At 67.7% G+C, this 13656-nt stretch carries 19 protein-coding genes; 6 read left to right on the top strand and 13 right to left on the bottom strand.

Going from position 1 to position 13656, the window contains the following annotated elements; genetic code table 11:
* Nucleotides 1–52: 52 nt before the first annotated feature.
* Nucleotides 53–934, bottom strand: coding sequence for a DUF5995 family protein (locus tag ACWFRF_RS20995; protein ID WP_452451787.1), 882 nt, complete (start codon nucleotides 932–934; stop codon nucleotides 53–55).
* 108 nt (nucleotides 935–1042) lie between these two features.
* Here ACWFRF_RS20995 and ACWFRF_RS20990 point away from each other — a divergent pair, with 108 nt between their 5' ends.
* Nucleotides 1043–1891, top strand: a complete 849-nt coding sequence (locus ACWFRF_RS20990; RefSeq protein ID WP_452451785.1) for an SDR family oxidoreductase — start codon at nucleotides 1043–1045, stop codon at nucleotides 1889–1891.
* A 26-nt stretch (nucleotides 1892–1917) separates the two neighbouring features.
* On the opposite strand, the gene ACWFRF_RS20985 is transcribed toward ACWFRF_RS20990, so the two are convergent.
* The 4 genes from ACWFRF_RS20985 to ACWFRF_RS20970 form a co-directional block, all read right to left on the bottom strand.
* The gene (locus tag ACWFRF_RS20985) at nucleotides 1918–3492 is read right to left on the bottom strand and encodes a regulator (protein WP_452451783.1); all 1575 of its coding nucleotides are present in this window, start codon (nucleotides 3490–3492) and stop codon (nucleotides 1918–1920) included.
* Nucleotides 3493–3507: 15 nt separating this feature from the next.
* A complete protein-coding gene (locus ACWFRF_RS20980; protein ID WP_452451782.1) occupies nucleotides 3508–4191 on the bottom strand; it encodes a cysteine hydrolase family protein in 684 nt (227 codons plus the stop codon).
* The gene (locus ACWFRF_RS20975) at nucleotides 4188–5573 is read right to left on the bottom strand and encodes an allophanate hydrolase (protein ID WP_452451780.1); all 1386 of its coding nucleotides are present in this window, start codon (nucleotides 5571–5573) and stop codon (nucleotides 4188–4190) included. The genes ACWFRF_RS20980 and ACWFRF_RS20975 overlap by 4 nt, the downstream gene beginning before the upstream one ends.
* A gap of 112 nt (nucleotides 5574–5685) precedes the next feature.
* A complete protein-coding gene (locus tag ACWFRF_RS20970) occupies nucleotides 5686–6912 on the bottom strand; it encodes a helix-turn-helix domain-containing protein (protein WP_452451779.1) in 1227 nt (408 codons plus the stop codon).
* A gap of 282 nt (nucleotides 6913–7194) precedes the next feature.
* Here ACWFRF_RS20970 and ACWFRF_RS20965 point away from each other — a divergent pair, with 282 nt between their 5' ends.
* The 5 genes from ACWFRF_RS20965 to ACWFRF_RS20945 all read left to right on the top strand — a co-directional run bounded on the left by ACWFRF_RS20965 (nucleotide 7195) and on the right by ACWFRF_RS20945 (nucleotide 9372).
* On the top strand, nucleotides 7195–7428 hold the full coding sequence (locus tag ACWFRF_RS20965) for a MarR family transcriptional regulator (protein ID WP_452451777.1): 234 nt from the start codon (nucleotides 7195–7197) through the stop codon (nucleotides 7426–7428).
* A gap of 2 nt (nucleotides 7429–7430) precedes the next feature.
* Nucleotides 7431–7670, top strand: coding sequence for a hypothetical protein (locus ACWFRF_RS20960; RefSeq protein WP_452451775.1), 240 nt, complete (start codon nucleotides 7431–7433; stop codon nucleotides 7668–7670).
* Entirely contained in the window at nucleotides 7667–7903 is a 237-nt protein-coding gene (locus tag ACWFRF_RS20955) for a hypothetical protein (protein ID WP_452451773.1), read from the top strand. Before ACWFRF_RS20960 ends, ACWFRF_RS20955 begins: the two co-directional genes overlap by 4 nt.
* Nucleotides 7904–8147: 244 nt before the next feature.
* Entirely contained in the window at nucleotides 8148–8603 is a 456-nt protein-coding gene (locus tag ACWFRF_RS20950) for a hypothetical protein (protein ID WP_452451771.1), read from the top strand.
* Nucleotides 8604–8814: 211 nt separating this feature from the next.
* Nucleotides 8815–9372, top strand: coding sequence for a hypothetical protein (locus tag ACWFRF_RS20945; RefSeq protein WP_452451770.1), 558 nt, complete (start codon nucleotides 8815–8817; stop codon nucleotides 9370–9372).
* Nucleotides 9373–9432: 60 nt separating this feature from the next.
* Here ACWFRF_RS20945 and ACWFRF_RS20940 read toward each other — a convergent pair whose 3' ends face one another.
* The 8 genes from ACWFRF_RS20940 to ACWFRF_RS20905 form a co-directional block, all read right to left on the bottom strand.
* Nucleotides 9433–10476, bottom strand: coding sequence for a hypothetical protein (locus ACWFRF_RS20940; RefSeq protein ID WP_452451768.1), 1044 nt, complete (start codon nucleotides 10474–10476; stop codon nucleotides 9433–9435).
* 4 nt (nucleotides 10477–10480) lie between these two features.
* Nucleotides 10481–10918 carry a hypothetical protein gene (locus ACWFRF_RS20935; protein WP_452451766.1) on the bottom strand — a complete coding sequence of 146 codons (438 nt, stop codon included), beginning with the start codon at nucleotides 10916–10918 and terminating at the stop codon, nucleotides 10481–10483.
* 49 nt (nucleotides 10919–10967) lie between these two features.
* Entirely contained in the window at nucleotides 10968–11378 is a 411-nt protein-coding gene (locus ACWFRF_RS20930; RefSeq protein ID WP_452451764.1) for a phage upper tail fiber protein, read from the bottom strand.
* Nucleotides 11375–11785 carry a hypothetical protein gene (locus tag ACWFRF_RS20925; protein ID WP_452451763.1) on the bottom strand — a complete coding sequence of 137 codons (411 nt, stop codon included), beginning with the start codon at nucleotides 11783–11785 and terminating at the stop codon, nucleotides 11375–11377. Before ACWFRF_RS20925 ends, ACWFRF_RS20930 begins: the two co-directional genes overlap by 4 nt.
* The gene (locus tag ACWFRF_RS20920; protein WP_452451761.1) at nucleotides 11782–12648 is read right to left on the bottom strand and encodes a hypothetical protein; all 867 of its coding nucleotides are present in this window, start codon (nucleotides 12646–12648) and stop codon (nucleotides 11782–11784) included. The genes ACWFRF_RS20925 and ACWFRF_RS20920 overlap by 4 nt, the downstream gene beginning before the upstream one ends.
* 1 nt (nucleotide 12649) lies before the next feature.
* Nucleotides 12650–13174 carry a hypothetical protein gene (locus ACWFRF_RS20915; protein ID WP_452451759.1) on the bottom strand — a complete coding sequence of 175 codons (525 nt, stop codon included), beginning with the start codon at nucleotides 13172–13174 and terminating at the stop codon, nucleotides 12650–12652.
* Nucleotides 13167–13358: a hypothetical protein gene (locus tag ACWFRF_RS20910; protein WP_452451757.1), complete on the bottom strand. Its 192-nt coding sequence runs from the start codon at nucleotides 13356–13358 to the stop codon at nucleotides 13167–13169. Before ACWFRF_RS20910 ends, ACWFRF_RS20915 begins: the two co-directional genes overlap by 8 nt.
* Before the next feature lie 110 nt (nucleotides 13359–13468).
* On the bottom strand, nucleotides 13469–13648 hold the full coding sequence (locus tag ACWFRF_RS20905; RefSeq protein ID WP_452451755.1) for a hypothetical protein: 180 nt from the start codon (nucleotides 13646–13648) through the stop codon (nucleotides 13469–13471).
* Between the last annotated feature and the right edge of the window lie 8 nt (nucleotides 13649–13656).

Here is a 13656-nt window from a genome sequence, read left to right as displayed (position 1 = left end):
CGGTCACCCACCGCGGGGCCGGGGCCGTCTCGAATTGGCTTCGCAGACTTGTTCAGAGTGCGTTGATCCGGGCCAGTGCTTCGAAAGCCAGATCGGCGGCCTGCCACAACGCCGTGATCTCGCTGCGGATGGTCGGTGCGAGAGCGGGGTCTTGCAGGGCGAGGCCGTTGGTGAAGATCACCGTGTTCGCGCCGAGGTCCGCGGCGATGAGCATCTGTTCGGTGGCGACGCCCGCGCCGAACAGCTGGTCCAATCCCTCACCGACGAAATAGAACCGCCACAGCGGGCCGAGGTCGGCGCCGTAGGCCGCCTTGGTGCGGTCGATGATCACGTCGCCGACCGAGGCGATGCCGGCCACGATCTTGAAGTAGTCCGGCGCGTTCTCCGGCCTGCTGCCCACGGCTGCCACCGAGTAGGTCAGGTCGACGGTGAGGTGTGCGTTGTAGCCGGCCATGGCGGTGCGGGCGCGCGACGCCCCGCAGTCGCGGGCGAGTGCGAAATAATGTGCCCATTGTGGTTCCGCGATGCCACCGGTGAATTCGGCATGCAGATTGTCGAGAAATCGGCGCAGCAGTTCCGAGCTGATCGCGTGCGCGTACTCGCGGTTCGCGAACGCGGCCGGGTCGCGCTGCATCGGCATCACCGCGGCGTATTCGACGCCGTCGAGCCCGATAGCGAACAGCCCGCGTAGGTCGCGATGCTCGACGAGGATCTCGGTGATCCGGTGATGGCGGGCCACCGCGTCCTCGAGCCGGCCCAGGCTGTCGGCGCCGGAGATCGCCGACGTGTCCGACAACCGCGCGATCTCGTCGATGTCGTTTTGGGACAGGGTGGACCCACAGGCCGTGTCCCCGGCCGCGCCCGCGGCCGGGTTTGCGGGCAGAATCAGTGCCGCGACGGCGACACAGGCGGCTATTGCACTCGATACGCGCACGCGCCGATTCCACCATCTCTCGGCGCGATTCGCGCATCGACGCGCGCGTCGTCGCACCCGATGGGCGTGTCGGCCCACCGTGCCGCGAGGGGCCCCTAGCCTGGACCGATGCCGGAGACGATTGCGATTTCAGGGGCCAGCGGACAAATCGGCGGCCGCGTTGCCCGTCTGCTCGCCCCCTCGGGCGCTCGCCTGCGACTGCTGGGCCGCCACGTCGAGCACATCGCACCGATCGACGGCGCCACCACGGCCACCATCGATTTCGGCGATCCGACCACCGTGGCGGCCGCGCTCGACGGCGTGCAGACCTTCTTCTTTGTCTCGGCCACCGAGAGCGCCGACCGCGCGACTCAGCAGACGGCGGTGGTGAACGCCGCGAAAGACGTGGGCGTGCAACGGATCGTGTATCTGTCGTTCGTCGGGGCCGCGCCCGATGCCACGTTCACGTTCGGCCGTGATCACTGGTACACCGAACAGGCCATCCGCGCCTCCGGCCTCGCGTTCACCTTCCTGCGCGACAACCAGTACCAGGACATCATCCCGCATTTCGCCGACGGGGACGGGGTGATCGAAGGTCCGGCCGGAGACGGCGAAGTCGCTGCGGTCACCCGCGCCGATGTGGCGGATTGCGCTGTGGCGGTGCTCGGTTCGGACGCGCACGACGGCACGACCTTCGACCTCACCGGCCCGCGAGCTTTCAGCCTGACCACCGCCACCGCCGACATGACCGAAGTCCTCGGCCGACCGTTCCGCTACGTCGAGCAGACCGTCGACGAGGCTTACGCCTCCCGCGCGAAGTACAACGCGCCGAAATGGGAGGTCGACGGCTGGGTCAGCACCTACACCGCGATCGCCCAGGGCGACCTCGCGCAGGTCACCGACGCGGTCCCGCACCTGACGGGCCACCCGGCCATCGACTTCCGCGATTTCCTCGCGACAGTGCCGAAGAACTCCTGAACTCTGGTGAGTCGCGCCGACCGGCCTTACCCCGTGGTCTCCTCGGCAGCGGGCTCTGTCGCCGGCAACAGCGAGTACGCCAGGCAGACGAGCGCGAAGAACACGTAACCGAGTGCCACGCCGGGCGCGGCGGCCCATTCGACCGCGTGTGCGTGAATCAGTCCGATCCAGCTCAATCCGGCGCCGATAACCGCCGCCACTCCCGCCGCACGGAAACGTTTGTCGAGGATGAACGTGACGATAGCGCCGAGCACGAGACCGGCCAGTACCGCACCGGACCCGAACACTTTCAGCCCGTCATAGACCACGCCCGCTTGACCGAGCGCGTCCGAGCCGACCTTCGCCGCCGAAGTCCCCGCCGCGGACAGCGCGTTGTCGATCTGGGTGACGGCCCACTCCGCCAGGTTGGGCAGCAGCGCGGCCACGACCGCCACCGCGTGGATCCGCGGCACCGCCTGGAATGCTTGCGCGCCGATCAGCAGGCCGATGTAGAGCAGGATCGGGACGATCGCCGGGATGGGCAGCAGGGTTGCGAGGATGCCGAAAAGCCCCAGCAGGCACATGATGCCGATGGTCAGGCCGCTGGCGAGGGAGTAGCCGGTGCGCCCGCCCGCGTCCTTCCATCCCGGGTGACCGATGTACACGGCGGGTGGGAAGGGTGAGCCGAAACCCGCGCCGATCACCGCGCCGAAACCGTCGGCCAGCAGCACGCTGCGCAGGTTGTAGTTGTCGCCCGCGGCCGCCGCGCTTTCCACATTGCTCATGGCTTCGGTGAAGTTGTAGATGCCCAGCGGGATGGCGGTGGCCAGCAGCGGAGCGAGGTTGCCGAGGCCGTCGAAGAGCAGGTCCAGGCGCAGGTCGGGCAGCCCGAGGGCGATGTCGTGCGCGGCCTGGGCGACATCGGGTGCCGACATGTACCCGCCGATCCAGCCGATCGCCGTGCCGGCCAGCAGCGCGACCAGCCCGACCGGGATATTGCCCGGCAGCTTGATGTCGGTGAAGAAGCCGATCAGGATGATGGCCAGCACCGGCAGTCCGATCCAGGCCACCTCCCACATCTGCGCGGCGGGGCGCATGGCGATGAAGGTGATCGAGATGCCGGCCAGGGTGCCGAGCATCGCGGCACGCGGAGTGACCTTGCGGATGTAGGAGCCGACGAAGGCGCCGATCATCACGATCACGCCGATCATGAACGCCCAGGCCAGACCGGCCGCCCACGCCTGCAAGGGATCTCCGGTGGCCAGGTAGATCGGCAGCATCACCACGAACACGACGATGAACATGTGCGGAACGCTCGGCCCGTAGGGCAGTGCGGTGACGTCGGCGCGTCCTTCGCGGCGGGCCAGGCGCCGCGCCAGCACCATGTAGTACAGGTTGCCCAGCACGAGCGCGACGCCGAGGGCGGGCAGCACCGTCCCGAGGACATCGGTGCTGGGAATCTTCACCACCGCGATGGTGAGTGTGGTCAGGGTGAGGACGTTGACCAAAATGTTGAACGCCAGCCCGAAGAAGGCGTTCGTGTCTCCCCTGGTCCACCGCGGAAGTGCCGGTGGCGCAGGTTGTTCCGGTGTGACTGTTGTTTTCGAGGTGTCGACGGACATGGTGGATCCTGTTCGCTAGGCCGTGACGGGGGCGGTGGTGCCGAGTGCGGCGATGACATCCGCGGAGCCGGCAACCCAGCCGAAGATCGCGCCCTGAGCCGCGATCATCGCCAGTCCGACGCGCTGGAATTCCGGAAAATAGGAGCCGACGCAGTCCGCGACCACGAGGCATTCGTAGCCGCGGTCATTGGCCTCGCGGACGGTGGTGTGGACGCAGACCTCGGTGGTGACGCCGGCGACGAGCAGGGTGGTGATCGAATGCTGTTGCAGCACAGCGGCCAGTTCGGTCGCGTAGAACGCGCCCTTGCCCGGCTTGTCGATGACGGTCTCGCCGTCGAGCGGCGCCAGTTCGTCGATGATGTCGTGGCCGTACTCACCGCGGATCAGGATGCGCCCGAATCGCCCCGGATCACCGATGCGCTGCGAGGGGTTGCCGCGCCGAAGTTTCGACGGTGGGCAATCGGACAGGTCCGGCAGGTGGCCCTCTCGGGTGTGGATCACCGTGATACCCGCGGCCCTGGCCGAGGCGAGCACACCGGCGAGGGGTTCGATGACGGTGCGCAACAGCGTCACGTCGTTGCCGAGGCTTTCGCCGAAGCCACCGGGGAGCAGGAAGTCTCGCTGCATGTCGATGATGACGAGCGCGGTCGTCGTGGGATCGAACGTGAACGGGCTCGGGGTGGCGGGGATTTCGGTCATCGTCGCTCCTGGAGGGATACCGGGCCGAGGTGGTGGGGCAGTGCGGTGGTGCGCGGTTCGTCCAGCAGCCGTGCGGCGGCGGCGAGAACGACGTCGTCGGCGAGTGCCGGGCCGAACACCATGAGCGAGACCGGCCTGCCGTCGCGGGTGGTGCCGGCCGGAACCGCGATCGCGGTCAGGTCGAGCAGATTGCCGAAATGGGTGTAGTGGCCGAGCACGGTGTTGGTCGCGATGGGGTCGGCCAGCACCTCGGGGACAGTGAAAGTGGTGCCGATGGTCGGCACCACCACCGCGTCGACCTCGTCCCATATCCGGGCGACCTCGGCGCGCAGTTCCTGCAACCGCTGCTGTGCGCGGAACACGTCCACGGCGCTGAATCGGCGTCCGCTGTCGAGGATTTCCCGGATCACGGGCAGAATCGAGTCGGGCCGATCGGTCAGGAACTCCTCGAATTCGACCAGACGTTCCGCGACCCACGGACCTTGGTAGAGCAGCGCGCCCGCGGCGAGGAACGGTGCGAGTGTCGTGTCGACACAGCTGAACCCCATACCCGGCAACCTGTCTCGCGCACCGAGGTGTGCCGCGCGCATGGCGTCGTCGCCGAAGAACTCGAGCTCCTGCGGTGCCGGTAGACCGAGCCGGATCGAGCCACCGGGGAATCGCCCTCCCCTGGCGCGGGTCCACGGATCGTCGTGATCGAGCGCCATGATCACCTCGGCGACCAGGTCCAGGTCCTCGACAGTGGTCGCCATGAGGGTGAGGCAGTCCAGCGACTTACACGCGGGCACCAGCCCGACGGTGCTGATCAGGCCGCGCGACGGCTTCCAGCCGACGATGCCGTTGAGCGCGGCGGGCACGCGACCCGAACCCGCCGTATCGGTGGCCACACAGAACGGCACCTGGCCGAGTGCCACCGCGAGCGCCGATCCCGAACTCGAACCACCGGAGATCAGATCGCCGCCGAAGATGCTGCGCGGCACCGGGTACGGGGTTCGGGTGCCGTTGAGGCCGGTGGCGAACTGGTCGAGATTGGTTTTGCCGACGAACAGCGCGCCCGCGTCGAGCAGGCGCTGCACGGCGGGTGCGGTGCGGGTGGCGAGGTAGGCGTAGTCGGGGCAGGCCAGCGTTGTCGGATAGCCGGCGACGTCGATACTGTCCTTCACCCCGAAGGGAACGCCGTACAGCGGCAGCGTGCGTGCGCCGGGCATGCGTTCGACAGCCGCTGCGGCAGCGAGCAATTCGTCACGGGGTACCGGGGTGATCCAGGTGCCGTCGTCGCCGCGCGCGGCGATCGCGTCGGCCACTCGCGCCGCGGTTCTGGTCGGGGAGCCGTTGCCGCCCTGGTGCTGGGCGAGGATTTCCGTGACCGTAGAGCCTGTCATGTTGTCGATTGTCGACAGAAAGTGTGACGACGGGAGGCTCGGTCTGTATCGGATGTGTTAGCAGATACGCCGTCACGAAACATGTATGTTCACGACGGCGTATGCCCCAGGTCTACGCGGTGACTCCCAGCCGACCGGCCAACGCGCGGGATTCCCGCTCGACCATCTTCCCGCCGTGGGTCACGAGCTCGGCCGAGAGCGACCGGGCAAGCGGGTGACTCCGCATCGATTCCTCAGACACCGAAGCCCCGGTGCGCAGCGCGCCGAGCGTGCCGAACCAATCGCGCTGCTGCGAGTACGCCCGTGCAAGTTCCAGCCACAGCCGGGCCCGGCGATCGACACTCGGCACCGCGTCGGGATCGACGATGCTCGCCGCGTCGAGCGCACCGCCCGACTTGCGCAGCTCGACTTGCACCGACACGGCCGAGATCTCGGTGTTGGCGATACCGAACAACGTCCACGGGTGAGCGCTGCCGGTGGGCAGCGCGCGGGCCATGCCCATCGCCTGATCGATCCCGCGCAGCGCGTCGCCTTCTCGGCCGAGCTTCGCCGCGGTGATCGCGCCGTGCAGATGGCACGCACCCCACAGGGCTTGCGCGTCCTGGTCGCCGTCGAGGCGTGGCTCGAGCAGTGCGACAGCATCGGTGGCGAGCTGATACGCGTCGTCCTCGCGACCGGTCGCACGCCAGACGTTGCCGAGTACCCAGCTCGCCGCGGCGAGGGTCACCGGGTCGTCTGCATCCTCGGCCGCCGACATGCACCGGTCGGCCGCAAGCCACAACAGCGGCGCGTCAGCGACCCACGCGAGCACCTGCTCGGACAGCGCGTAGGCACCGGACAGCGCAGCCGCGGCGGCGCGCCGGTCCTGCCCGTCGAGGGTGCGGACCGCGCGGCGACCATCGCGGATGAGCGAGGGCAGCATCGCGCCGGCATCGGCACGCGGTGTGGTCGAGGTGTGCCACAGCCGCCAGGCCCGCTCGACGCGCGCTCGTAGCTCGACAGGCTCGACCGGTGATGGCGTCGGGGTGAGGTAGACGGATTCGATCGCCTCACGGATCGCCGGGACAACGGGATGTCCGGCACGGCGGGCGACACCGACGAGCAGCTCGTGGTCGCCGGTGATCTCGGTCAGGTCGCGCACGCCGAGAGCTTGCCCGACGCGCAGCAGCATGTCGAGCGGCGGCGGGTTCTTGAGGCGGCCCTTCTCTATGTCGCGTAGCCAGTCGGCAGACCGGCCGACGAGACCGGCCACGACTTCGCGGGACTTGCCCGTGCGCTCGCGGATGTTCTGGATGCGCTCGCCGATCGCTTTCACAGCGAGCTCGTCTGGGGTCGGCATATCTGCCTGCCTTCGCGGGGTCGACCTTCTTCGCGGATACCCCCGGCCCGTCGGCCGGGGGCGATGTCCTCCGCGAAGAGGTTCCCCCAGCATAGATGCGTTGTGCCCGTGGGGATATCGGAAACGGTGAGGTGGGGAGATTCTCCCTACCTGCGGGGTGGGGCGTGGCTACCTACGGCGGCAATCGGTGGCGCGCACGATTCATCTACGCCGCGGCGCCAGTTCTGAGCTAGGACTCGCTGGCGCCGGGGCGAATCACTTCGCCGCCTATTGGGAGCATCCATGATCGAGGCCCACGCCCGCACACTGTCCGCGCTCACCGGTGGCGCGCTCACCACAGCGCAGATCGCCGAGCGCACCGGGGTATCGCACACGCAGGTCGGCGAGCATCTGCGCCACCTCGCCGCCGACGGAATGGTTGCCGGGAACAGTGCAAGGCCGCGCCTGTGGGGAATGACCGGGCAGGCCCGCGGGTGGGCGCAGACGAGCATCGGCCGATCAGCGCTAGGGGCATAGGGATGATGTCTCACGATCTCGCGCAGCATCTCGTCGCCGTCGAAGCCTTCCTCGACCGGGAGATTCTGGTCGAGGATCACACCGAGCCCGCCAATCCGTTCACCCTCGCGGGCGCGCATCGCGCCTGGCAGCGACACAGGGCATGTGACCTCGACGCGTGCGCGTGCAAGCGGGTGGCAATGCGAGTGCTCGCCGACGCCAACAAGCTGGTGCCCGATCACCGGATCGAGGGCAAGCTGTGAGCGCCGAGCTCGACGCACTCACGGCCGAGGTGAACGACGCACTGTCAGCGGTCGCACCACCACCGCTGTACAGCCTCGCCGCCCGCCATGCCCTTGAGATCGCCGAGCGAATCGCTCGCGACTCTGGCCGAGAGCAAGTCGAGCTCGCCGACCTACGTCGCGCGCTCGATCACCCCAACGTCAACCCGGCCGCACGTCGAGGGGGTGAATCGCCCAGCGACCGCAGGCAGTAGCCAATCCGTTCCGCCCCGCGCGATCATTGACTCGCCCACCCAGCCCAACCGCCCGAGGGAGACCCATGGAAGCCGCGACAGTGTGGCGCTGGAAGCCGACCAACGGCACCGGCGTACTCGAAACCGCGACCGGCCGACACGTGTGGTTTCACGTCAGCGATCTCGACGGCCTCCGCTACGCGGATGTACACGAGGGACTGGAGGTCGACGTCGTGATCGACGAGACACCACAGGACAAATTCGAATGTCGAGCAGCACACGTACGTCCGTCGTCACAGCACTCACCGCACTAGCGGCGACTCTCCTCCTCACCGGCACAGCCGCCGCACAGGTCCCCGAGATCGTCACCTTCACCCACAGCGGCCAATCCGCTGCCTTCAAGAAGCACGGCACGTGGACCGGCGACGTCGCCTACGCGTCCGACACAGGGTTCAGCAACAGACTGTTCTGGACACTGCAGCTCGCCCCCGAGGTGCAGGCGATCATCACCGGTAACACGATGGCCTGCACGGCATCTGTCGACGGGGTATCGAACTATCACGACAATCACTCCCCCGTACCCGCCGACTACAAATGGCACAGCACGGTGAAGGATCTCGCACTGGACACCCCTTACACATGGCGCGCGATGTGCGCGTTCGGCACGGCCGAGGGACCCGGGGAGGTCAAATTCGCTGTCAGCTTCGTGATGAAGTCCTGACGATTGAGGGCCCCGCCGTTGGAGATTCGGCGGGGCTCTCGCGCGTGTTGCGCTAACGTCGCGCGCACACCGCGCGATCGACCGGTGTACCCACACCGATCGAGGGGGAACCTTGACCCAGCCACCGCCGCCGCACCGGCCCGGACCGTCCGTCCCCGCAGGACCCCGACCGAAGTCGAACACACGGATCGCGTGGGGAATCGGGATCGGTGTGGTCATCCTGTTCGCCGTACTGGCCATCATCGGCAACGTCATCAAGGACGACACGGACGCGGCGGCTACGGTCAATGTGCCGTCCACCTGGGCGACACGGCCAGACCCCACCACCTCGGGCAAGCCCTCCCCCGCGGCGCCAGCGGCGACCACCGCGCCGAAGTTCACCCGCACTGCGACCGTGACCCCGTCGCCGGACTTCCCGGCCGGGCTCGATCCACGATGCAGTCAGGCGCCGGCGGATCTGGTCGAGAAGATCACGGCGAAGCTGAAGGACCCGGGCCACCGTGTCGCCCACGCGGTGCTGCTGACCTCGGCGACCGGTGCGCCCTACATCGGTGCGTCGATCGTCGCCGCCGATGGGCTGATGGTCGAGAAGTCCGACGTGTGGGTCAACACGAAGTCTCGCGGGATGACCGCGGCGACCGCTGGTGCGCGCCGGACCACCGACCTGCCGACGACAACCGATGTGCTCGATATCGACCTCGGTGGCGACGAGGTACAGGCCGTGGACATGTGCGCCTGGAAGTGGGCGCAGGCCAGCGGCTACAACTAGGTCCCCGAAACGACGAAACGCGCCCCGCCAATTCGGCGGGGCGCGTTTCGTGTTCGGTGTTCAGGTGACCGTGAGGAAGGTGCTCGCGCCGGATGACAAAGTGCCAGCGCTGAAATCGCCGGACATCTGTAAGGCGAGAGCGGTGACCCCAGTCAGATCGACACCAGTGGCGGACACCGTGCAGTTGCCCGAGGTGTTCGTATTCGGCGAGCCGGTGGCGATGACGTTGCCCGACTGGTCGACCACTCGGATCGAGTGCGTGCGGGCGAATCCGCCGCCGGTGTAGGCAGCCTGCCCACTGATCGACGCGTTGGTCTTGCTGCCCTGTATGACGAGCCGGTGCGACCCGTCCACCGAGCTGCCCGGGTAGGTGCCAGTATTCGCCGTCCAGTTCTGAATGGCGACCCACGTCGCCGAACCAGCCCAGGCGACCGAACCGTTCTTCGTCATCCCAGAGGGCGCGAAGTTCATCGCCGCCACCGTTGGGACCACAGCAGCAGCCGACGCGGTAGCCGCGGGCACGGGCAGGCCGATGCTGATTCCAGTACCTGCCGACGCCGCTGCCGACGCCGTCGCTATCGGCGCGGTGACCGACTTCGACGCCGACACGATCGGCACCGGCGCATCGGCTGTCGCCATCGCTGGAGGCGGCACGACGATCGTCGACCCGGTTGTCTCAATACCGGGCACGAGCGCCTCGACTGTCGCTATAGCAGTAGGCACCGACACGTTCGCGTCCGACAGGATCGGGACCGCCGTCGCCGAGCTCGTCGCCGCCGGGGCGAACACGACAGCGTCCGCCGATACTGCAGACACCGGTGCGTCCGTAGTCGCCGTGGCCACGGTCGCCACGATCGACGACGAGTTCGACGGGGTGGGCGCGAGCGCAGCGGCCGATGCTGCAGCCGGGGGCGGTGCGATAGCGCCCGGCGTCGACGACACGACCGGCACGACCGCGGCAGCGGAGGCCAGCGCGCGCGGCACCTGCACCTGCGCGGGCACGGTGCCGTCCCAGATCGCTACGCCATCGAGCATCGCGCGTAGGACATGCTCGACACCGAGGCGCAGCAGCTTCGGCGCGGTGCCCCGCGCGAAGATGCTCACGGGACTACGCCACGGTGACGGTGGCGATACCCGCGCTGTCGAAGGTGATCGTCAGCGTTCCGGCCGTGGTGCTGACGTCGGCGCCGAAGTCGATGAAGATCATCAGCGGCCGCGTCGCGTCGGTGCCCGGGGTGCTGTCGTAGATGACGAGACCTCGCGCGGTGATCGTCGAGCTGCCCCACGCGAGATCCGCCGCGTCGAGCGCGAACGTGTTCGTGCTCGAGTTGTAGGTGAAGGTCACCGAGGCGAGCGTCGCGCCGCCCGCGGTGTAGCCGGTGCCGGTGACTTCGTTGGTGATGTCGTCCTTGAAGTCGTGCGCGTCCTGGTCGAACGTGTAGCTCGAGGTCACGAGCATGCCCTTGAAGGTGTCCGCGCTGACGTCGATCTTCTTCTTGAACGCGGCGTCGTAAGCCTTCGAGTACCACTTCGCTGTCACAGCCATTGTCGTTGTGTCCCTTCAGGATTCGCAGGCCCTGAATGGATGTGGTCGATCAGTCCTCGACGACGAGGTACAAAGTCTCTGGATCCGGCGTGACCAATGCCGCGTAGTCGCTCTCGGTGATCCTCTGTGCCCGCGCGACCCCGCCGCCGTTGCGCACCGCGGCGGCCTCCTCGTCGGGCGGGACGGGTAGCCCGGCCTCGATCAGCGGCCACAGCCGAACCGAGGTCGGGCTGTCGGGGATCTCGATCTGATATTCACGCTGCCCGATCCGCACAGTGCACGGGCCGGGGTCGAGATCCGGTGTGGTGAGCACACCCTCGACGGCGACGAGGTGCACGGGCGCGCGGGTGATCGTGGCAGTGCCGTCGTCGGACGAGCGCAGGATCGGCGACGAGAACTCGAACCCGGTCCGGTCGTCGGCACCGCCGATGTGGGCGATCGGCTCAGAGATGACGGTCATTTCAGCGGCCCTCTCCACTCGGGATCGTCGCGCCGCAGCGCCTCGGTGAGGTCGTCGAGGAAACAGCTGTGCTGCCCGGGTGCGTACAGCCGCTCGTACAGCGGGCCGTGCTTCTCGCCGGTGATCTCCATGAACGCGCGGTTCGCCTCGAGCAGCTCGACGAACCACTTCACGCCGCCGGTGCCGCGCGCCTCTGTGCCCGGCTTGCCGAGGTAGTGGCAGGCGTGCGGGTCGTAGTCGGGATCGTCGGCCTGGATCGCATGGAACAGTGCGGGGACGATGCGGTTGTGCATGGCCTTCACGTCGTCGGGCAGCGAGTCGATGCCCATGTGCCGGCGGATCCCGAACCCGTCGAGGGCCACCGACCAGAAGAACGCCTTCGTGTGGGCGAGCTTGTCCACGCTCACACCTCCCTCAGGTAGAAGAACGGCAGCTTCGTCGACGCGTCGAACTTGAGGTTCGACTCGGTCAAACTGGTCGGCAGCAACCCTGTGTTGTACGGGCCCGCGTAGGCGTATGCCTTGCGTGGGCGCGCTGACGATGCCTCCCGGCTCAGGTCGGTGATCCGCGCGCACATGATCGACGCCGCGGTTTGGACGACGCTGGTGTCCTGGATCAGGGCGACGGCGATCACCTCGTTCTGCACCGCGGTGAATGTTCCGCCGAGCCCCACCAAGGTTTCGGTGTTGGTTTGGGTGATCGCGGATTTGATGTTGGTGGTGTACGTGCCGGTGTTCAGCAAGGTGATGTCGCCCGTATCGGGGTGCATTCGATACACCCCGAGGTACGCGCCGGTCACATCGAGGAACGTCGCCGAGTCTCCGGTGATGAACCCCGCCTTGTTGAAGGCACAGTCCTTGCTGATCCGGATGAACCCGATCTCGGCGAAGTCGTTGTTGTTGCCGGCGGGCTGGTAGTCGGGCACGGTCGCGAACTGTTGGATGGCGTGAGAGTGCGAGCCATCGCCAGAGCCGCCCGCGTTGGTCGAGTTCCGCACGAGCTTCACCAGCTGCGCGCGCGGGAACGTCGCCTGTTCCTTCGGCGACATCGTGTGCCACATCGTCGAATCGATCGGCACCTGCTCGATGCTCGGCTTCTCGGCCAACGGATCGTTGTACGTATCGTGCGCGGTGTCCTGCAGGTGCGAGAACGCACCCATCACGCCGCCCGACATCGTCGACTTCGCATCGTCGACCGACTTTGTTTGCAGGCCACGGAACAGACCCACGGCCATACTGCCGGGGGGTGACCCCCCATCGGGGGCGGTCACGTCAGCACCTCGCCTTCGGTGTCGGCTGCTCCTGTCGTTGGCGCTCGAGGCCCGCGCGCTCGGCGGTGAGCTGATCGCGCCTGGTGTCGATCGAGTGGGCGGTCGTCCGGTAGCGATTGAGTGCCGCCACCGCGTCGACGCGCTGCCCTGGCGGAGGCGGCGTCAGCAGAGTCTCGATCATCAGCGTCATCGCGTCGTCTCGCTCGTTACGCAGCTGGTCGTCCTGCGCCTCGAGTGCCCGGTCTTCGCTGGCGATGCGCCGCAATTCGAGGCTCGTGCTTTGGAATTCGGCGTTGCATTCGGCCTGGTGTGACGACTGAATACCCGCGAAGGTCGTCGACGCGACGGCAAGTACGCCGACCACGATCAGCCAGTACGCCTGCTGCCGATCGGTTTTCGGCAGCGTCGGCGCGGGCACCGCCTTGCCCGCGATGCGGTACTCGCGCCAGCCCATCGACAGGCCCGCGAAGAACCCGAGGCCGATGCACGCGAGCCCGAACAGCAGCTGCAGCAGAACGTCACTCATCGCCATCATCCGCCTGTTCCTTGTCCAGACGGGCGCGGCTCCGAGACGCCTGATATCGCGCCGCGCCCAGAAGCCCGATCACCGCGCCCATGATCCCGTTGACGCCCGCGTTGCCCTGGTACGTCGAGATGAACAACGGTGCGAAGATGTTGCCTGCCCACGCCACCGTGACCACGTAAACCACGACGGTCAGTGTCCGCACTGACACCCCGTACTCGGACCCGCCCATTCACACACTCCTCATCCGCTGTCCCCTGGCTACCGAGCTTCGGGGTGTCCGAGGCGAACAGGGCCTCACTCCTGACCGGGCAGCGACCGAGGCCCGTACCGTGCCGGATCCGGCTGCACGACAGGCCGAATCAGCAGACCGGCGATCACCGGCGCGGCCAGCGCGTACAGCGTCGTCAGCGTCTCCACCCACTCGGTCGACACCTCGCGGCCGAGCAGGTAAGCCGCGACCGCGGTGATCGTCACGCCGACGG

This window comes from Nocardia sp. NPDC055165 (assembly GCF_053606985.1).
This window is presented reverse-complemented; position numbering and strand designations above follow the sequence as displayed.